We start from the raw sequence: 18,651 nt of genomic DNA on the forward strand, positions 1-18,651 counted from the left end.
TCCCAGCCCTGCGCGTCCAGCGGCGCGTACTCGGTGCGCTTGCCGCGGTATTCGTAGGCGATGCACACCTTCAGCTTCTCCATGCCGTCGAGCACGTCGAGCTTGGTGATGCACAGGCCGGAGATGCAAAAACAGGGGTCAGAGTGCACTTTTCTCTTCTAACAGTCTGAGCTTCGGTGGCCGCCCCGTCCGTACGGCAGGACCGGCACGACGGCCAAGCTGACGTTCAATCGCCTCACGGAAGCGGTCATTCCCCAACACATATTGGCGCTGCAGGTTGAGACGGATGGCTGCTGTCTCGTCCGGGTCGATGGCCTCCAGGACAAAGTGCGATAGTGGTCTGCGCGTTGGTCAGCTGCGGCAATGGCCAGATAGCTCCCATGCGGTTGCACCAATGCATTGGCTTGGCCGAGGCCGTTGCAGCAATGGCTCGACCAGCGATAGTCCGCCGGATCGGACACCATGCCAGCCCGCACGGGGTTGAGTTCGATGTAGCGGTAACAGCGGAGTAAATGGGTCTCATCTTGCACCAGACATGACTTGTAGCGACCTTCCCACAGGGTACCGGTGCGACGGTATTGCGTATTGATGTAGCGCACGTAGCGGCGACCCAGTGACTGCATCAGTGTTGACACCGTACCGGCCTGCTTGCTGGTGAGCAGCAAATGCACGTGATTGGTCATCAGCACATAGGCATGCACGGCGATGTCGAGCTTGAGCGACAACTCGCGCAGATCCTGCAAATAGCGTATCCGATCGATATCTATGAAAAAGCAGGGCTGACGGTCATTGCCCCGCTGCACGATATGCTGAGCGACACCGGGGAGATCCAGTCGGGGACGGCGTGGCATGCGCGCTCCTTCGCGATAGGTGAGCTAATCGTCGCGCATCTAAACCGGCCACCCCATCGGGCGATGCCTGGAGCTTGCGTAGGAGAAGTGCACTCTGACCCCGGTTTGGTTTGCTTGGCGTCTGCCGTAAGCTTTGCGGCGGCTGGGTCCCTCTAGCTTCCGAGCCAGCCCCACCCGGACGCACCTCACTCCAACCGCCTCGCAGCCACCGCATGATCGCACTCCTGCTTCCCCTGCTGGTGCTCGCCGCCCTCGGCTTCGTCCTCAGCCTCATCGTCCACGTGATGGCGCTTGCCGGGTATGTGCCGCCAGGCGGCGAGGCCGTCTTCGCCATGCACTTCGGCGTCTTCATCGTCTGGTTGCCGACCGTGCTGCTTTCCCTGCGGCTCAACCACACCCTGAAATCCCGCCATAGCTGGAAGCGCTCGCTGGCGGGATCTCCACGCTGGATGCGCTACGCCACCTACGGCCTGTTCGCCTACGCCATCGTGAACTTCTTGATCGTCGCCCACCTCACGGGCAACCAACCGAAAACGCCAGGCGTGACACCCACGCTGCTGCGCGGCTTCTCCGGGCACTGGATGTTCTTCTATGGCATGGCTTTCTCGATGCTGTACTCCCTCTACCGCAAGCCTTGGCTGCTCAGCGTTGCCAAGTGCCCGTCCGGCCACCACGTGGACCACGCGGATCGTTTCTGCTCGTCCTGCGGCGCTGCGCTTCCACAGCGCGATGCGGGTACCTGATTACGCGCCCGCGCCAGCAGCCTCCAAGCGATGACACCAGGGCATCGCAGGCTGTCGCGCGCCTGATTTCGCAAGGCCCTAGACTTCGACCAGCACATCTGCATCCGGACAGGACATCCATGCACCTCACGCCCCAACAGTTGAACGAACTCTATCCCTACCTCTTCGGGTTCTGGGCCGCGATCGGGCTTGTGGCGCTGGCGTTCTTCAACTTCAACAAGAATGCGCCCCTGAAGCGGCGAGTCCTCACTGTTGGCAGCATCGCGACGAATGTACTGATGCTGGTCTTCTTCTGGGTCACCGGCGCCCCGCCCCTGTTTCTCGTGTTTGCGGCCGCCGTCGTGGGCTACGGCCTCTGGCAGAGCATTCACTCGACGCGCTTCTGCGACGCCTGTGCTGCGCTCAACGCGCCACAAGGCCATCGACAGGCGCGCACGGAATGCAGGAAGTGCGGCGCTGCGCTCGCGAAACGCTGACGACACACGGCGCGACTCCCATGACGATCCTGAAAGCCGCCATCTGCTTCGCCCTGCTGTCGCCGATCGGCGCTCAGGCCGGCACGCCGCATCCCAAGCTCCCGAAGAACGCGAGCGCGGCCATCGCCGCCGTCCATCGGGCAGCGGCGCACCGCGATCTGCAGTCCCTTCGCGGGCTGATGGTGCAGGAGTTCGTCTGGAGCTTCGGTGGGGACGGCGATGCCGACCAAGCCATCCAGAGCTGGCGCACATCGCCATCCGAGTTGCGCACGCTTGCCCGGCTCACGGCGCACGCCTGCGGGTATGTCGACAAGAACCTGATTCAATGCCCGACGCACGCCGGTATCAATTACCGCGCAGGATTCTCCAAGACGGACCAGGGCTGGCGCATGGTCTACTTTGTGGGGGGCGACTAGCCAAGCAGGCCCAGCCGACGCTGTTTCGTGGCGAAACTTACGCGATGGCGCTCCCGCAGCAGAAATGGGCAAGAACATTGCGCGCAGTCACCAGGTGACTGCGCAGTAGGTTTGTTAGCCGCGTCAGATCGACAAGCACAGCTTCCCAAAATGCTTCCCCGCCGCCTGATGTGCAAACGCATCGGCGATGTCTGCCAGCGCGAAGGTCTGGTCGACCACCGGCTTGATGCCGGTCGCCTCGAGGGCGCGGACCATGTCGCGCTGGTGGCGGCGGCTGCCGACGATCAGGCCCTGCAGGGTCTGGTGGCGTTGCATCAGCGCCACGGTCGGCACCTGGCCGGCAATGCCGGTCAGCACGCCGATCAGGGCGATGTGGCCGCCGATGCGGCAGGCGCGGATAGACTGGCCCAGCGTATCCGGTCCGCCCACTTCGATCACCACGTCGACGCCGCGGCCGTTGGTGTAGTCCAGCACCTTGGCCGCCCAGTCGGTGTCGCGGCGGTAGTTGATGGTGAAATCGGCGCCGAGTGCCTGCGCGCGTGCGAGCTTCTCGTCGGACGACGAGGTGGCGATCACGGTGGCGCCCATGTGCTTGGCGAACTGCAGGGCGAAGATCGACACGCCGCCGGTGCCGAGTACCAGCACGGTGTCGCCAGCCTTCAGGTGCGCGTCCACCACCAGCGCGCGCCATGCGGTGAGCCCGGCGGTGGTCAGCGTCGCCGCTTCGGCGTGGCTGTAGCCGCGCGGCGCGTGCGTGAACCAGTGCGCGGGGCGCACCACGGTCTCGCGTGCGTAGCCGTCGACGCCGTCGCCGGGCACGGTGGCGAAATCGGCGATGGTCGGACCGCCATCCAGCCAGGTCGGGAAAAAGGTCGAGACGACGGCGTCGCCCACGGCGAACTCGTCCACGCCCTCGCCCACCGCCTCGACCACGCCGGCGCCGTCGGACATCGGGATGCGGCCGTCGGCGCTGGGCATGCGGCCGGTCACCACGCCCAGGTCGTGGAAGTTGAGCGAGCTGGCATGCACGCGCACGCGGAGTTCGCCGGCGCCCGGCTGGCCGGGGTCGGGCAGATCGACGAGGCGGAGGTTCTCGAGGCCAGCGGGCTGGTGCAGGGTGATGGCTTTCATGGGCACGACATCCTTAGCGAAAAAGTGGCGAGGGACAGCGCCGCATCAGTTGCAGCGAAGCCGCGTTGCAGGCATTGTCGGGATGCACTTCCTGCATCGCAAGAACGTACAATTTTCGCAGGTACTATCAATTTTGTAGGTACAACGACCATGCGTCTGAAACGTCTGGATGGCAAGAGCGGCTGCGCGGTCGAAGTCACGCTGTCGGTGATCGGCGGGGTCTGGAAGCCGGTGATCCTGTTCCACCTGCTCTCCGGCAAGAAGCGCTTCATGGAACTGACGCGCCTGGTTCCCAACGCCACGCAGCGCATGCTGACGCTGCAGTTGCGCGAGCTCGAGGAGGACGGCGTCATCGTGCGGCACGTCTATCCGCAGGTGCCGCCCAAGGTCGAATATGCGCTGACGCCGCTTGGCCACTCCCTCGCACCGGTGCTGATCAGCCTGCGCGAATGGGGCGAGTCGTATCGCACCCGCGAGCAGTCGCGCGCGCCGGCTGACGCTGCAGAATGCGGGCATAGCGAGGCAATGGCGACGTGACGCTACGCATGCACACCTAGCAAAGCTGGCGAGCAGCCGCATCGCGGCCTTCTTGCATGTCGAGATCGGCAGCCATCGGAATCAATGCGCACTCCTGACCGGAGTGCGTCGCGTCTGCCAGCCACCGCGTTGCGAGGCGCGGACAGAACGTTCGATCAGTTGAGAGCAAGTGCGGCGCGCAATCGGCACGCGCAGGCACGCAATCTCGTGCTGCAGCACGCACGTCACTCGGCGCGGCGATCCGTCCACGCCGCACACGCAGCGCGCGATGGCAGGTCCTCGCCGTCCGGTGACGGCATCGCCGGGCCCTGCAGGTTGGCCTTGGCATACAGCGCGCCGAGGTCGTGCACGCGCAACAGATGGCGGCGGCGGCTGACCAGGCCGCTGCGCACCCAGCGCTGCAACTGGGCGTTGAGCTTGGAGCGGCTGGCGTTGAGCATCGCGGCGAGGATGCTCTGGTTCGGCGGCAGGGCGATCGCGCCATCGCTCCCGTGTTGCGACGCCTGCAGTTCGAGCTGGCGCAGCACGTAGCGCGCCAGGCGCACTTCCAGGCGGTGCAGGCAGATACTTTCCAGGCTGTCCAGGGTCTGCCGCAGGCGCAGGCGCAACAGGGCGTGGATGCGCTGCTGCAGCAGCGGCGGGTCCAGCAGGACGTTGAAGTGGCGCCGCGGCAATTTCAGCACCACGCTGGCGCCGAAGGCGATGGCGGTGAAGCTGCGCCCGTGCGGTTCCAGCAGCGCGGCCTCGTCGACCAGCCCGCCGGGCTCGACCGCGCCGACGATCAGTTCCTGCCCGTCCGGGCCGTACAGCACCTTGTACACGCGACCGCGCACGACCACGCCGACGAAGCTGCTGGGGTCGTGCTTGAAGAACAGCACGCTGCCCGCGCCGAGTGCGCATTCGCTGGCATGGGCCAGCAGGTCGTCCAGCACCGAGTCCGGCAGGCCCTGGAACAGCGGCGCGCACTCGAGCAGGCGCCGATGCGCCTGGCCGGCGTTGTCCGCGCAGGCAGCGTCGCCATCGTGGTCGCGCACGATACGCTCGATCGCCTCCGGTTGGACGCTGGCTGGAACCTCCATACTCCCTCTTCTCGGACGCAGGACGTACGACGCCGGGCGTCGAACGCGCCAGGCCAGGATGGAGGGCCGGTGCGTACGCCAGGCACGGGTGGGCAATGGTGCAGGCGAGGCGCGCGCAACGCGCGGCCTGCGGGGTGTCACGGATGATGGCATCGACCGTCGCGGCGAGGAACGGCGAGACCCGACGGGTTCGCCGTTCCGGACCGGTGCGCGACTCAGAGGCCGGCCGGCTTGCCGCTGCGGAAGGCCTGCAGCACGGTCATCAGGCTGGTCAGGTTGTCCGACACGCCGGTCTGGGCGATCTTCTCCGACGCGCCCGCGGCGGCGGTGGTATCCAGGCTGTAGATCTGCATGACGCCCTGGTTGTTCGCCGCCTGCGCCAGCGTGTTCTGCTGCTGCTGCGAGGCGACCGCGTTCTCGTACAGGATGCCGCTGGAGTGCGCCAGGCTCTGGTAGATCGAGCCCATCGCGAAGGCCGGCGCCTCGCCGATGACCTTGACGTTGGACTGGGTGACGGCGTCGGTGATCTGGTTGTTGACTGCGGTGGGATAGGCCATGGAACGGTCCTCGTTGGGAAGGAAGGGCGTGGCTAGCGCCGCTGCCCTGCAGCGGCGTTAGCGCGCGTGGCTCAGGACTGCTTGAACGCGTTGAGCACGGTCAGCAGGCTGGTGAGGTTGTCGGAGACGCCGGTCTGCGCGACCTTCTCGGTGGCGCCGGCAGCGGCGGTGGTGTCCAGGCTGTAGATCTGCATGACGCCCTGGTTGGCCGCCGCCTGCGCCAGGGTGTTCTGCTGCTGCTGCGCGGAGACGGCGTTCTCGAACAGGATGCCGGTCGAATGCGCCATGCTCTGGTAGATCGACGCCATCGCGAAGGCCGGCGCTTCGCCGATGACCTTGACGTTGGACTGGGTGACCGCATCGGTGATCTGGTCGTTGACCGCGGTGGGAAATGCCATGTGTTCGCTCCTGGGTTGGGGTACGGCCCACGCCGTACGATCTCTGAAAACGGGACAGTGCAGAACCTGTGAAACCGTGTGCGGCGTTTGTCTCGCCAGCCTCGCCGCGATGTGCGCGCGACGAGGGAACATCGGCCACGATGCGCCGCGACCTCGGCCGATGCGTGTTGCGACTGCTGTGGGGCGTGTTCTCTCGCGACATCCGCCGCCATGCAATGCGATCCACCAGCACAGCAGGCGAACGCGCTCCTGTCCTCGACGTGGCATCAGGCTGTCTCACTGATGGCACACAGCCACTCGCGCCCTGCATCGGCACGACGCAGCCCTTGGCGCGCGCCGCAAGTACACCATGCGCGTACCGAACGCACCACGCACGCGATGCTGTGCCGCGCACGCGTGCGCGTGCAACGACACGCGCACGGCGGCGCAACTTCGCGCGGACACGCGAAGGCGCCGCCGTGCGACGGAACGGCTCAGGCAGCGGGAGGCGGCGATGGCGCTCCCGGCTCCGCCGCCGGCGCATCCGCGATGAGTCCCTGCGCGCGCGCCGCCTCGACCACCGCCTGCATCTGCTGCGCCAGGCTGCCGAACTCGCGCTCGAAGCACGCGCGCACTTCGGCCTGCACGAGATTGGCCAGGCGATCGGCGATCTGCGCCATCACCATGTGGTTGCTGCCGCCCTCGCCGCTCTGCGGTGGCCGCAACTGGCCCGGTCGCAGTTGATCGAGCGCGTTGGCGGACTCGATTGCCTTGAGCACCGCCGCTTCGCTGGCCGCGGTGGCGCCGTTCAGCGCCCCCCGGCTGTTCTGCATCGTCTGCTGCATCTGCTGGATCAAGCCTTTCACGCGCTCGCGCTCGGCATCGATCAACGACGGCGAGGCGCCGGCCGTTTCGGCGGCAGGCGCGGCCGGCGGTGCGGCCGTTTCCGACGCGAAGCGCCGCAGCTGCTCCTCCTCGAGAGGAAGTAGTGGGCGACGCAACCAGCTCTCGGCGAACTGGCGCAGCGTGGCGAAATCGGATGCTTGGTTGTCTTGCATGGTGCTCCCCTGTGCGTGTGGTGAAACCGGTGGTGCGAACGGCCTACGTGGACGCGGACTTGCGGCCGCGCATCAGGTCCGCGTACTTGGCAATGCTCTGGTCGATCTTGTCGATGGCGAAGCCGGCCGATTCGGCCTCCAGCGCGCCGGCGGCGGCCGCGACCGCCGCGGCGGCCCCGACCAGCACGTCGGTGGCCAGCACGCCCAGCGCATCCTCGGCGGCTTGCTCCAGCTTGTTCTCGGCCAGGTTCTCGGTCATCTGCTTGAGCAGCACGCCCTGGCTGGCCAGCGCCATCTTGCTGACGCCGTCGAAGTACACCGCCGCCGATTGCGCGATCAGGCCCGAGGCCTGGCTGATCAGCATGTTCGAACCGACCACGATCTGCGACGGCGCATAGGCCATGGTCTCGGCATTGCTGAGCTGCACCGCCTGCACGATCTTGCTGTTGAGCGCGTCGCTGGCCGGACGCGCTGCCGAGGCCTGCGCGAGCATGTGCGTGTTGAGCGTCTTCAGCATGGACTGCGGTGGCGGTGGCGGTGGCGGTGGCGGTGGCGGCGACACCGGCGCGGCGGGCGGTGCGGACGGCGGCGAGGCGCCTGCGCCATCGCCACCTGTCGCTGGCGCGGCGTCGGCGGCGGACGCGGCGGAAGCGGCGGCGCTGGGCGCCGCTGCGTCTACTGCAGCGGCGGGCGCGCTGTCGCCCTCGCCGGCCTCGCTGCGCGCCGGCGCCGTTGCAGACGCGGAACTCGCCGCAGCCGGTGCCGCGGCCGTGGTGTCACCGGCCGCTGCCGATGGCGATGCATCCGTGGTCACCGGCGCGGTCGACGGTGCCGTCGCGGGCACGTCCGGCGTCTGCGCCGCAGCCGCGGCGGATGCAGGCGCCGATGCCGTGCCGGCCGGCGTCGCGGCGGCCGTCGGGGATCCTGGGGTCTTCTTGCTTGCGAAAGGCCACATGCCACTCTCCTGATGGATGGATCGGTGCCCGCGTCAGCCGCCGCGGCGCGGGCCACGGCACTGCATCACTTCTCGCCGATCGCCATGATCAGGGCCACCGCCTTGGACACCACGGCGTTGGAGACCTGGTTCAGCGCCTGCTGGCTGTGCACCGCGTTCTGCAGCGCCAGCCCGGTGGAGTGGCTGGAGACCTGGTACAGCGAGGCGATCGCCTGGGCGGGCGCCTCGGCCACCACCTTGACGTTGGTCTGGGTGACCGCGTCGGTGATCTGCGAATTGACGAGCGTGTTGTCTGCCATGAGCCTGGTTCCTTGGTATGTCGCCTGCCGGGGAGGCGCCGCGACGGGGGTGGCCTGTGCCGCGCCCCGCCGCGGCGCCCGCGATGCCGCGGCCCTATGCGGCCCGGCGTGGAGGGAAAACGCCGCCGTGGGCGGCTTGTGAAGCCGCGACAGCCGGCCTGCTCATTCGGCCACCAGCGCCAGCCGCAGCCGCTTGCGCAGCAGTTCCACACGCTTGCGCGCCAGCGGCTGGTTGATGTGCAGCAAGTTGGCGATGGCCGGATACGGCAACTCCTCGACGAAGCGATAGGCGAACAGCCGGCGCTGCTCCCGACTCAGCGCCGCCACCGCCGTCACCACGCGCTCCATCTGCTCCTCCAGTTCGGCGCGTTGCAGGGCGGTCATTGCTTGATCGGCCACGGCGTCCACTTCCTTAGCCTCGGAGGGGCGGTCCAGCGGCTCGCCGCCGCCGCGGCGGCGCCGCACCAGGTCCAGGAACACGTGGCGCAGCACCACGAACAGGAATCCCTGCGGGTCGGTCATCGCTTCCGGCGAGCGGCGCATGAACAGTAGCGCCTTCACCGCGGTATCCGAGAGCAGGTCCTCGGCCGCGTCCGCGCGCCCGTTGGCCAGACGTAGCGCGCGCCGCCGCAGATCCGGCAAGGTGGCGCGCCAGGCGCGGGTGAACATCTCGTCGGCCTCGGCGAATCGCGCGGCGGTCACGCCTGCCTTTTCCATTGCCATCTCCATCGCATGCTCCGAAATCCCCTTGTGCGGCGAGTCTCTGTGGGGGTCGGCGGCAATAGCTGTTCCCTGGGTGACAACGGCGGCGACGAGGCACGCACAACCGCGCGGCAGATGGCGTGCGCCTGTGCTTTGTCTACGCACGCATACGGCAAAAGCGGTTGTGCGGCGGTTGTGTGCGCCAGTCGCGCAAAAAAAAGGGCCCGCTGCACAGACAGCGGGCCCGGTTCGTGTTCTGCAATCGGCTCAGCGCAGCAGCGCGACCTGCGCTTCCGGCACCGTGTTGTCGCGCAGCGCGTGCGGCGCCTGCTGGATGTCCGCCGTGGCATCCGCTGCCGGAGGTGGCGGAACCCGTGCTGGCGGCGCGCTGCGGGCATCCCACGATGGCGCCAGGGCCACCGCGAGGCACGCCAGAGTGACGCAGAGGCCCTGACGCAGGCGCGCCCACCGTCGCAGCCGCCTGCGCCGTTCGAACCGCACCGAGCGGAATCCGGATGCCTCTGCGCTGTCGGGCATGGCCTTGCTCCACGATGACGGAACACCCCGGCCACCTGGCCACGCCGCGTCAGCGAGACGGCGCAAAGCTCGGATGGAGGGCACGACCGTGTAAACGTGGCGGCGGCGGTGCCGTGAATGCGGATGGCGCCGCATGCCGCTGCGTGTGCGATCCAGCGTGTGTGTCCTCCTCTCGCCGAGGCCGCTTCGAAGGCCGCCGCGCTGCAGCTGCGCCGGCGATAGCATGCGATTTCACCATCGGACGATGTTGCGCAGTGCAGGCGATCGCCGGAAAGACGCGCGCCACTCGGTGGCGTCCGGATCAGGCGAGCGCGACGTGGCCCCTGCGCCGCACCCGGCTCCACGCAGGCGCTGCTGCATTCGGGCCTGTTGTTCCTCTGCGAGCGCAAGCTGCAGCCAATGGTCGTAACTGGCGACGAACTACAAAACGCGGCATGCGCACGCGGTGCATGCCTGCAGATCGGCGCGGCTGCGCTCGTGCTTCAGGACCAGGTGCTGCCGTACCCTCACCCCCAACCCCTCTCCCGGGGGGAGAGGGGAGGTGCGTCGCCGCCGCGTCCGGGACCACTGTCCTGCACGACGACGCTCTCGCCGCAAAGGCAGCGCATCGCGCCAATGAAAAAAGCCGCACCCGGCATCGCCGGGCACGGCTTCGGTTGCAGGCCGCAGGCAGGGATCAGCGCGCAGCGGCAGCACCCACGTTGAACAACTGGAACTCGCGGATCTGTGCGGCGTCGACGCTGGACAGGATGTTCAGGCGCACGCGCGAGGCGGTGACCGCGGGGAAGTGGTCGATCTTCATGTGGCCGATCGCCTGCGCCTGCGCCACCTTGACCCAGGCGCCGTCGCGGAACACTTCCACCGCGTATTTCTGCACCAGTTGGCCATTGTTGAGCCATTCCATCGACAGCGCGGTGTCGAACGTCACCGGCCGCTTGAATGCAGTTCCAGGGTGGCGTGGTGCGAGCCGTCCGGTGCGCTCCAGAAAGTATCGCGGTCGCCGTCCACCGCCGCGGCGATACTGTCGTCGCTCTTGAGCCGGCCGCGCACCAGGTTGCGATCGGCGCCGTAGCGCGCCTGCAGCGCCTGGCCCATTTCCTCCAGCCGCTTGACGTCGGCTTCGGGCGGCAGGCCACGCTTGCCCGGGGCGATGCCCAGCACCAGTTGCCCGCCGCGGCCGACGCTGTCTTCCCAGATCTGCACCAGCTCGTCGACGCTCTTCAGCGTCTGGTCGCTGTTCGGGTGCCAGAACCACTGCAGCTTGTGCAGCGGCGTATCCACCTCGACCGGACGCCAGCGCAGGTCGCCGTGGCGATCGATAGCGTTCCAGTCCTCGCCCTCGATCACGCCCGCCCCGTTGCCGACCCAGCGCACGTCGCCGTACTCGAACAACGCGGTGTCGGCGAAGTTCTCGGCAAGCAGCGGCGGCGTGGCCAGCACACGGTCAGGCCGAATGCGGCCAGCCGGCGGAGCGGAGAGAGCGCACGGTCCGGCATTGCGATTCCGCGCAATCGTCGGCCGGGCAGACAGGCGGGGCTACCGGTGGTGTCAGCATATGGTATTTAATTGATGATAAATAGGTATCCCCATTTGCGGGCCAGGACCGTACCACATGATGTCGCCTTCGCTGTTTCCGTTGCTGTCGCTGTTCGCGGTGCGCGCCATCGCCGGCCCGGCCGCCGTCGCCCCACCGCAGGCGCCGCCCTCGCCCATCGTCTACAGCGAATTCGTCAACGCGCAGGCGCCGACCGCGCAGTGCCACGCCTCGACCCTGGTGGAAACCCGCGACGGCCTGCTCGCGGCCTGGTTTGGCGGGCGCCACGAAGGCGCCGACGATGTCGCCATCTGGGTTGCGCGCCGCGACGCGCACGGCTGGCAACCGGCGCAGCGCGTGGCCGATGGCGCACAGGCGCAGGGCGCGCCGCTGCCGACCTGGAATCCGGTGCTGTTCCAGCCTGCGCAAGGGCCGCTGCGGCTGTTCTACAAGGTGGGTCCGGACCCGAAGCGCTGGTGGGGCATGCAGACCACGTCCAGCGACGGCGGCCACCACTGGTCCACGCCCGAGCGCCTGCCAGACGGCATCCTCGGCCCGATCAAGAACAAGCCGGTGCAGTTGCCAAGCGGACGCATCCTCAGCCCCAGCAGCAGCGAGGACGCCGGCTGGGTGGCGCACATGGAATGGTCCGACGACAACGGCGCGCACTGGACCCGCGGCCCGGCGATGAACGACCCGGCCAGGATCGGCGCGATCCAGCCCAGTGTGCTGCTGCACCAGGACGGCCGCCTGCAGGCGGTGGGCCGCAGCCAGCAGAACCACGTGTTCAGCACCTGGTCGCGCGACCAGGGCCGCACCTGGGAACCGATGACCCTGCTCGACCTGGCCAATCCCAATTCCGGCACCGACGCCGTGGTCCTGGCCGACGGCCGCTCGCTACTGGTCTACAACCCGACCGAGGCCGGCAAGGACTGGTGGGACGGCCGCGGCGTGCTCGCCGTGGCCCTGTCCGACGACGGCCAGCACTGGACCCGCGTGCTGACCCTGGAAGACAGCCCCAAGGACGAGTTCTCCTACCCCGCGGTGATCCAGACCCGCGACGGCAAGGTGCACATCAGCTACACCTGGAAGCGCACGCGCATCAAGCACGTGGTGCTGGATCCGAAGCGGCTGGGCACGGGGTCAGCGGCGCCTGCCGGCGGCGGGTGAATCTTGCTCGGGGCCCGGGACCGGGGACCCGGGAAAGCAAGAGCAAAGCGCTGCCGTAGCAGAGACAGATCAGGCTGCGGGATGCGGCGTTCCGGGTCCCGGGCCCCGGGTCCCCGGTCCCGGCTCTTCCAGCAACGCCACCATCCGCCGCACCCGCGCCACATCGGTCTGCATGCGGTCGCCGCCCAAACTACGCACATGTGGATGCGGCGACAGCGCCCGCGACGCCAGCGGCCCACGCGCCGAGCCATGGAACTCGCGCGCGCCGGTGCGTGCGCGCAACTGCGCCAGGTTGACTTCGGTGACACCGGACCCCGGCATCACGCTCAGGCGCGTGCCGGCCTGCTGCACCAGCTCGGCGATCAGGTCGGCACCCTCTTCCGCGGTCTCGCGCGCACCGGAAGTCAGCACCCGCTCGCAGCCCAGCGCGATCACATCCTCCAGCGCACGCCGCGGATCGGCACTGACATCGAAGGCGCGATGGAAGGTGACGCCGAGCGGCCCGGCCGCAGCGATCAGCTCGCGCATCGTCGCCGTGTCCACCTCGCCGTCCGCGGTCAGCGCGCCGAGCACCACGCCGTCGCAGCCCAGGCGCACGCATTGCTCCACGTCGCGACGCATCGCTTCCACCTCCGCGGCGTCGAACACGAAATCACCGACCCGCGGACGGATCAGCACGTACAACGGAATGCGCAACCGATCGCGCACCGCCGCCAGCGTGCCGAACGACGGCGTCAGCCCGCCGCCATCCAGGCCGCCACACAGTTCCACACGCATCGCCCCGCCATCCTGCGCGGCCAGCGCCGAGCCGATCGCATCGGCGGCCACTTCCAAGCCCATCGGCACGCTCCCGCTCATGCCGCCGGCGCCGCGAAATGACTCTGCCCGGGCAGCAGCAGATCCTGCCGCTGCGCATCGCAGACCGCATAACTGAAACCGGGCTGGATCGCGAACGCACCGACCTCGCCGCGCTTGTTCATCGCCAGGAACCCGACTTGCAGGTCGCGGGTGAGTTCCGGCTTGCGCCGCACGATGCGCATCACCACCTCGCGGCAGGCCTCGGCCGGGCTCTTGCCCTGCCGCATCATCTCCACCACCGCGAAACTGCCGACGTTGCGGATCACCTCCTCGCCGACGCCGGTGGAGGTCGCCCCGCCCACCTCGTTGTCCACGTACAGCCCCGCCCCGATGATCGGGCTGTCGCCGACCCGCCCGTGCATCTTCCAGGCCATGCCGCTGGTGGTGCAGGCACCGGACAGATTGCCGTGCGCATCCAGCGCCAGCATGCCGATCGTGTCGTGGTTGTCCTTGCCGCCGGGTAGCGTGCCGCGGCGATAGGCACGGTTCTCGATATTGGCCTCGGGCGCGTAATGCGAGGTCTTCAGCCACTCCTTCCACGCCTGCTCCGATTCGGGCGTCAGCAGCTTGGTGCGCTCGAACCCCTGCGCCAGCGCGAATTGCAGCGCGCCATCGCCGACCAGCATCACATGCGGCGTCTTCTCCATCACCCGCCGCGCCACCGAGATCGCATGCACGATGTCCTCCAGCGCCGCGACCGACCCGCAGCCACCGGTGTGATCCATGATGCAGGCATCCAGCGTGACCCGCCCATCCCGGTCCGGATAGCCGCCCAGCCCCACCGTGTGATTGTCCGGATCCGCCTCCGGCACCCGCACCCCGGCCTCCACCGCATCCAGCGCCGCTCCGCCGCGCGAAAGTACCTGCCATGCCGCCTGGTTGGCGGCGACCCCGAAGTCCCAGGTGGAGATCACCCGTGCTGCGCCGCGCGGCAGGGGGCCAACACCGGCCTTGGCTTGCGCCTTGGCCACGGCGGCGCGTGCGCCCGGCAGCACACCGCCCAACCCGGCGGCCAGGGCACCGAAGGCGGCGGTTTTCAGGAAGTGACGGCGTTGCGGCATGGAAGGCTCCGGCGTTGGGAGGGCGCGCGGGATGGCGTGCGCTTAGCCTTACATCATGCGGCAGAGTTGGATGGGATTAAATGGTCTGCTCGGCGTTACCAGAGTTGGCTCGGCTGCTTGCTCCGGCAGGATTGCATCGAAACATACCTGAACTTTATCAAGCTCATCACGCACTTCAGAAGAGTGTCAACGTTAGACGTCAATCGCCCAGCCACTACAACCTGGCTGGTACTTTGCATAAAACTTCAAGCCCCCCACTAGAAACCGGCTCAATATAATAGAATATCTTTCCATCACGTGCCTTCAGCAGGCCGAGCCCCTCCCCACCACACCTATAATAATAACCACTCACCCCTTGAGGATACTTTGCAGGCGAGCGCACCAAAGAAAATGCTCCTTCAGCAGATGTAAAATACGAATCATCGAGCCTGGCAAAGCTCTTAAGGAAGTTGTCATTGGGCGCAGAGAAGACAACCGCAACCCCACCAGCATCAACACTATGCCGCTCGTAGATATCGGTAGCATTCTTAGGCAAAAAATCCGGAACCCATCCTTTTGCGATAGTATTATTCGCCACCGCATCAGCATGAGACGCATAGAATTTTGAAGAATTATTCACACATCCTGAAACATAAATAATTAACGAGAAAAATAAAATAGAGACCCTGGCAGCGCGCACCATATACTGTGCGCCTCAGGAGTCATTGAAGGCTTGATATTCAACAGCCGCATTACGGACATCATTCCATGCAGCGTGGCTAAAATCCGAAGCCCCATCAACAGCTGCATCCGGAACATCTTCGGCCGCCATGACTATTTTTTTTATCGCCTCACGTTTTGATTTTGGAATTCCCCCCCATGCAATGAGTGGTTTACCGGATAGAAATTCCTGCTTAACTTCCCAAGCTGCACCCGGATGATCACCAAATATTTTGTGCAAATAGTCAACACCAAGACAGAAAGAAGATACAACCTCATCAAAATACAAAAGACATTGCAACAATGATTCTTCAACAGAGATCCCCGAGTCATCCCGCGAACCTTGTCTAATTTCGAACTCATCTTTCATTATCTTCGTTCCTTATCGCTATATCTTGCTCTTCGGTAGCATTAAGCGAATCCGAATAAGTTGCAAAGAATGCACCCATACCCCACCTAGACGTGATTCCGAGCAAGCGAATCCATGGGATTTTGGTTGCGGGTGCAGGATGAGCCTGCTGTGCAGTCTGAGGTATCCCGTTAAGCTTATAACGTTGCCAAGACGTGCCTGGAGTCTTGGTTTTCCAGTACGCCTTTGGCGCGGCTTTGGGGCCACCATTATTTCCATCCGGCACATATCTACATATTGCTCGGTCGGCGCCATTTTTTTGGACCAAAAAATGTTCCAGGCGGCTGCCCTGGAGCTGGCGCCCACGGACCGCCGGGGATATTATTTGGCGGAGTCATTCCCGGCGAGTAGGCTTGCAAACCATATATATCAATTTCAGCAGCGGGATTTTGGAGCGAATACCCGTATAGGCTTACTCCACCCAAAAATCCAATCGGATCACTCTGCACATACCGCCCCGTACCGACCTCGTAGTCACGGAAGTAGTTCTGATTGAGCCCACTCAACGCATCGTAGCGCCGCCCAAGAAAGCGCATATCGAACACGAACGCCGTCCCGTCCTTGTCCGGATCCTGGTCCGGGGCGGTGGTGCCGAAGGCTTCGCCCTTCAGGTCCCAGCGCCAGATCGCCACGTCGCGAACCGGGTCGATGACGGCACGAGGCGTGCCCAAGTTGTCCGGCTGCACATAGCGCAGCGTGGTCTTGGCCAGCACGCCGACCGGCAGATCGTCCAGCCAGATCGCCTGCTGCACGATCGCACCATTGGCGTCGTAATCCAATCAGTCGCATTCGGTCACGCCACTGGATCGACAACTTTTTCGTAGCTTTGTTAATAACACCACTACACGCCGCGCCGACGCGCGCGGCCGTCGTTCGCCCCAGGGATTACCAGACCGTTTGGCACGCCGCATGGATGTTGACCGTATGTCTATACTCAATCGCTGCGGCATAGCTATTTTGAACCAGAACCCACCCTGATCGGCCGCATTACTCAGTCAGTGGCTTATTCAAAGTCCCGCTAAAGAACTTCCACCTTGTTCTTCTTCGCATCCCATGAAATCAGCTTCATAACCCCGGGCGGCCAGGGTTGCGAAGGCGGAAAATTCGGCGGTAAAGCATACCAAGTTACATGGACATCGCACACGGTTCTGTTAACCAACTGGAATCCACCCATCCTTTCCTCCTTGAGTTTCTCCTTAACTACAGCCGGCAAATCATGATCCACACCAGGAAAAGTTTGGCAAACCTCTCCTGCAGAGGCCGCTGAAATTATTGACACCAAAAAAACTAGAATCCATAGTCTTCGCATTTTCTAGACTCCCGGCGCTTGATTGCATCAAGAAGGTTGCGCTTTGCACTCGCGTCCAGCGGCGTAATTTTACCAATTTTAGAAATGCAATCGATGGTAATAGCATCCGCCCTGCATTCCGTTTCATGAAACTCACGAGCGTAGGCATCACTGTCCGCCCTATAACTTTGGGGCCACGGAGCTGCTCCAAGAGGGCGACCCAAACATGCTCCTGGATGAACAGCCTCTAAGAACCTTATATGTTCATTCTCGTGCTTCTGAGTGCATTCACGATCACAACCATTGTTACAGTTACTTACCATAAAGCCCCCCTTGCCATCGCAAGTAGTTAGCCCTAGCTGACCGGCACAAGTTTTGGTGTCCCAGACAACTTCGAGCCCAAATGGATCATAGAGACGAGTGGGCGTACCCAAGGAGTAAAGGTAGGAAGAAGCACCTCCTCTCAACCCAATCGGATCGCTCTGCACATACCGCCCAGCACCCGGCTCGTAGTCACGGAAGTAGTTCTGATTGAGCCCACTCAACGCGTCGTAGCGCTGGCCCGGGAAACGCATATCGAACACGAAGGCGGTGCCGTCCTTGTCCGGATCCTGATCCGGCGCGGTGGTGCCGAAGGCCTCGCCCTTCAGATCCCATCGCCAGATCGCCACGTCGCGGACCGGGTCGATCACCGCGCGCGGGGTGCCCAGGTGGTCGGGTTGCACGTAGCGCAGCGTGGTCTTGGCCAGCACGCCCACCGGTAGGTCGTCCAGCCAGATCGCCTGCTGTACGACGGCGCCGTTGTTGTCGTAGTCGCCCAGCCAGTGGCCGCTCTCGTCATACAGCGTATAGGTGTTGGTCTTGCCCACCCGCCGTACCTGCTCGCCACGGCCGTTGTAGGCATAGTTCGCCACGGTGGTGCCGCTGCGCTTGACCTGTGTCAGCCGGCCATTTGCTCCATATACGTACTGCACGGCCGTGCCACCGATGGCTGTCGTGTTGCCGGCCGCGTCGTAACTGCGCGCGGTACCGGCCACACTGCTCAGGCGGTGGCTGGTGGTCGGATAGCTGTAGGTCTGCGTGCTGGTATTGACCTTGGCGCTGAGGCGGTTGCCGGTGGCGTCGTAGGTGTAGCCGTCGATCACCGTGTCGGTCGGACCATCCTTGAACGCGGTCAGCCGGCCCAGCGGGTCGTAGTCCAGTTTGATGACCGGTGCGGTGTTGCCTGGTGCGGTCAGCGCGCTGAGATTGCCGACCGGGTCGAAGGCAAAGCCCACCGCCAGGCCATCGCTGCGGGTGTCGTTGACCGCCAACGGGCGATAGTCCTGGTCCAGCACGCGCTGCATCGGACGGCCGTTGCCGTAGGTCCAGCCGGCCACCGGGCCGAACGGATAGTAGGTGGCTTGGTTCAGCAGCACCTGTCGCGTGCCGCCAGGCGGGGTCACCCCGACCTCAGTCGTCTGGCCTTGGGCGTTGCGCACGTAGTCCACCACCGCCCCATCCGGGTAGGTCAGGCGGCTCAGCTGCCCGGTCTTGGTGTAGGCGTAGCGCACCACGAACACCTTGACGTTGGTGGTCTGCACCTTGCGGACCAAGTCACCGAAGCGGTCGTAGCAGTAATCGGTGCTGCCGCTGCCGTCCTGCATTCGGGTGAGGCGGCCGATGCCGTAGGTTTCGCCGCTGGCGCAGGTGCTCTGGCTGACGTCGTAGGTGTAGCTGACGTTGAGGCTGGTGGTCGGATAGGTGACCTGGGTCAGGCGGTTCAGTGCGTCATAGCCGTAGCTGGTCTTGATGTTGCGCGCATCGGTCTGGGTGGCGCGGTTGCCGGCGCTGTCGTAGGTATAGGTCGTGCTGCCGGTGTCCGGGCTGGTGAGCTTGGTCAGGTCGCCCAGGCCGTTGTAGGCGTAGGTGGTG

At 65.4% G+C, this 18,651-nt stretch carries 23 protein-coding genes and 2 pseudogenes; 6 read left to right on the forward strand and 19 right to left on the reverse strand.

Features of this window, described 5'->3' with window-relative positions; translation table 11 throughout:
• A pseudogene (locus ACHWVH_RS07005) lies at positions 1 to 125 on the reverse strand (adenylosuccinate synthetase); the annotation flags it as partial.
• Positions 126 to 158: 33 nt separating this feature from the next.
• Positions 159 to 851, reverse strand: coding sequence for a transposase (locus ACHWVH_RS07010; RefSeq protein ID WP_394686883.1), 693 nt, complete (start codon positions 849 to 851; stop codon positions 159 to 161).
• A 212-nt stretch (positions 852 to 1,063) separates the two neighbouring features.
• Here ACHWVH_RS07010 and ACHWVH_RS07015 point away from each other — a divergent pair, with 212 nt between their 5' ends.
• The 3 genes from ACHWVH_RS07015 (at position 1,064) to ACHWVH_RS07025 (ending at position 2,486) form a co-directional block, all read left to right on the forward strand.
• Entirely contained in the window at positions 1,064 to 1,594 is a 531-nt protein-coding gene (locus ACHWVH_RS07015; protein ID WP_394686884.1) for a hypothetical protein, read from the forward strand.
• Positions 1,595 to 1,713: 119 nt separating this feature from the next.
• Entirely contained in the window at positions 1,714 to 2,070 is a 357-nt protein-coding gene (locus tag ACHWVH_RS07020) for a hypothetical protein (protein WP_394686885.1), read from the forward strand.
• Between the two features lie 20 nt (positions 2,071 to 2,090).
• Positions 2,091 to 2,486 carry a hypothetical protein gene (locus ACHWVH_RS07025; RefSeq protein WP_394686886.1) on the forward strand — a complete coding sequence of 132 codons (396 nt, stop codon included), beginning with the start codon at positions 2,091 to 2,093 and terminating at the stop codon, positions 2,484 to 2,486.
• A 123-nt stretch (positions 2,487 to 2,609) separates the two neighbouring features.
• On the opposite strand, the gene ACHWVH_RS07030 is transcribed toward ACHWVH_RS07025, so the two are convergent.
• Positions 2,610 to 3,617, reverse strand: a complete 1,008-nt coding sequence (locus tag ACHWVH_RS07030) for an NAD(P)-dependent alcohol dehydrogenase (RefSeq protein WP_394686887.1) — start codon at positions 3,615 to 3,617, stop codon at positions 2,610 to 2,612.
• A gap of 150 nt (positions 3,618 to 3,767) precedes the next feature.
• On the opposite strand from ACHWVH_RS07030, the gene ACHWVH_RS07035 reads away from it, so the two are divergent.
• Positions 3,768 to 4,154: a winged helix-turn-helix transcriptional regulator gene (locus ACHWVH_RS07035; RefSeq protein ID WP_394686888.1), complete on the forward strand. Its 387-nt coding sequence runs from the start codon at positions 3,768 to 3,770 to the stop codon at positions 4,152 to 4,154.
• Between the two features lie 224 nt (positions 4,155 to 4,378).
• Here ACHWVH_RS07035 and ACHWVH_RS07040 read toward each other — a convergent pair whose 3' ends face one another.
• The 5 genes from ACHWVH_RS07040 to ACHWVH_RS07060 all read right to left on the reverse strand — a co-directional run bounded on the left by ACHWVH_RS07040 (position 4,379) and on the right by ACHWVH_RS07060 (position 7,742).
• Positions 4,379 to 5,233 carry a Crp/Fnr family transcriptional regulator gene (locus ACHWVH_RS07040; RefSeq protein WP_267116873.1) on the reverse strand — a complete coding sequence of 285 codons (855 nt, stop codon included), beginning with the start codon at positions 5,231 to 5,233 and terminating at the stop codon, positions 4,379 to 4,381.
• A 215-nt stretch (positions 5,234 to 5,448) separates the two neighbouring features.
• Positions 5,449 to 5,790, reverse strand: coding sequence for a RebB family R body protein (locus ACHWVH_RS07045; protein ID WP_152237187.1), 342 nt, complete (start codon positions 5,788 to 5,790; stop codon positions 5,449 to 5,451).
• A gap of 71 nt (positions 5,791 to 5,861) precedes the next feature.
• On the reverse strand, positions 5,862 to 6,188 hold the full coding sequence (locus ACHWVH_RS07050; RefSeq protein WP_043091830.1) for a RebB family R body protein: 327 nt from the start codon (positions 6,186 to 6,188) through the stop codon (positions 5,862 to 5,864).
• 473 nt (positions 6,189 to 6,661) lie between these two features.
• Positions 6,662 to 7,225, reverse strand: coding sequence for a hypothetical protein (locus tag ACHWVH_RS07055; RefSeq protein WP_394686889.1), 564 nt, complete (start codon positions 7,223 to 7,225; stop codon positions 6,662 to 6,664).
• 43 nt (positions 7,226 to 7,268) lie between these two features.
• Entirely contained in the window at positions 7,269 to 7,742 is a 474-nt protein-coding gene (locus ACHWVH_RS07060) for a hypothetical protein (RefSeq protein ID WP_048492052.1), read from the reverse strand.
• Here ACHWVH_RS07060 and ACHWVH_RS07065 point away from each other — a divergent pair.
• Positions 7,726 to 8,193, forward strand: coding sequence for a hypothetical protein (locus ACHWVH_RS07065; RefSeq protein ID WP_394686890.1), 468 nt, complete (start codon positions 7,726 to 7,728; stop codon positions 8,191 to 8,193). The two genes, ACHWVH_RS07060 and ACHWVH_RS07065, sit on opposite strands and share 17 nt — an antisense overlap.
• Positions 8,194 to 8,245: 52 nt before the next feature.
• Here the strand turns inward: ACHWVH_RS07065 and ACHWVH_RS07070 are convergent, their stop codons facing one another.
• The 5 genes from ACHWVH_RS07070 to ACHWVH_RS07090 form a co-directional block, all read right to left on the reverse strand.
• Complete coding sequence (locus tag ACHWVH_RS07070; protein WP_010343225.1) at positions 8,246 to 8,479, reverse strand: RebB family R body protein; 234 nt, start codon at positions 8,477 to 8,479, stop codon at positions 8,246 to 8,248.
• Positions 8,480 to 8,641: 162 nt separating this feature from the next.
• Positions 8,642 to 9,196, reverse strand: coding sequence for a sigma-70 family RNA polymerase sigma factor (locus ACHWVH_RS07075; RefSeq protein ID WP_152237184.1), 555 nt, complete (start codon positions 9,194 to 9,196; stop codon positions 8,642 to 8,644).
• A 252-nt stretch (positions 9,197 to 9,448) separates the two neighbouring features.
• Positions 9,449 to 9,718, reverse strand: a complete 270-nt coding sequence (locus ACHWVH_RS07080; RefSeq protein WP_394686891.1) for a hypothetical protein — start codon at positions 9,716 to 9,718, stop codon at positions 9,449 to 9,451.
• A 676-nt stretch (positions 9,719 to 10,394) separates the two neighbouring features.
• Positions 10,395 to 10,646, reverse strand: coding sequence for a hypothetical protein (locus ACHWVH_RS07085; protein ID WP_295923676.1), 252 nt, complete (start codon positions 10,644 to 10,646; stop codon positions 10,395 to 10,397).
• On the reverse strand, positions 10,643 to 11,158 hold the full coding sequence (locus ACHWVH_RS07090) for an alpha-L-fucosidase (protein WP_295923678.1): 516 nt from the start codon (positions 11,156 to 11,158) through the stop codon (positions 10,643 to 10,645). Before ACHWVH_RS07090 ends, ACHWVH_RS07085 begins: the two co-directional genes overlap by 4 nt.
• 172 nt (positions 11,159 to 11,330) lie before the next feature.
• On the opposite strand from ACHWVH_RS07090, the gene ACHWVH_RS07095 reads away from it, so the two are divergent.
• Positions 11,331 to 12,422: an exo-alpha-sialidase gene (locus ACHWVH_RS07095; protein ID WP_394686892.1), complete on the forward strand. Its 1,092-nt coding sequence runs from the start codon at positions 11,331 to 11,333 to the stop codon at positions 12,420 to 12,422.
• Between the two features lie 69 nt (positions 12,423 to 12,491).
• Here ACHWVH_RS07095 and ACHWVH_RS07100 read toward each other — a convergent pair whose 3' ends face one another.
• The 6 genes and pseudogenes from ACHWVH_RS07100 to ACHWVH_RS07125 all read right to left on the reverse strand — a co-directional run.
• Positions 12,492 to 13,262 carry a copper homeostasis protein CutC gene (locus ACHWVH_RS07100; protein WP_394686895.1) on the reverse strand — a complete coding sequence of 257 codons (771 nt, stop codon included), beginning with the start codon at positions 13,260 to 13,262 and terminating at the stop codon, positions 12,492 to 12,494.
• Positions 13,263 to 13,276: 14 nt separating this feature from the next.
• Positions 13,277 to 14,341, reverse strand: a complete 1,065-nt coding sequence (locus ACHWVH_RS07105; protein WP_267100143.1) for a N(4)-(beta-N-acetylglucosaminyl)-L-asparaginase — start codon at positions 14,339 to 14,341, stop codon at positions 13,277 to 13,279.
• A 214-nt stretch (positions 14,342 to 14,555) separates the two neighbouring features.
• A complete protein-coding gene (locus ACHWVH_RS07110; RefSeq protein ID WP_394686893.1) occupies positions 14,556 to 15,023 on the reverse strand; it encodes a hypothetical protein in 468 nt (155 codons plus the stop codon).
• A 12-nt stretch (positions 15,024 to 15,035) separates the two neighbouring features.
• On the reverse strand, positions 15,036 to 15,410 hold the full coding sequence (locus ACHWVH_RS07115) for a hypothetical protein (protein ID WP_267100141.1): 375 nt from the start codon (positions 15,408 to 15,410) through the stop codon (positions 15,036 to 15,038).
• A 392-nt stretch (positions 15,411 to 15,802) separates the two neighbouring features.
• A pseudogene (locus ACHWVH_RS07120) lies at positions 15,803 to 16,225 on the reverse strand (RHS repeat-associated core domain-containing protein); the annotation flags it as partial.
• Positions 16,226 to 16,736: 511 nt separating this feature from the next.
• Positions 16,737 to 18,651, reverse strand: a 1,915-nt coding sequence (locus ACHWVH_RS07125; protein WP_394686894.1) for an RHS repeat domain-containing protein, incomplete at its 5' end; no start/stop codon positions are given.

It is taken from the genome of uncultured Xanthomonas sp. (genome assembly GCF_964278005.1).
Lineage (GTDB): Bacteria > Pseudomonadota > Gammaproteobacteria > Xanthomonadales > Xanthomonadaceae > Xanthomonas_A > Xanthomonas_A sontii.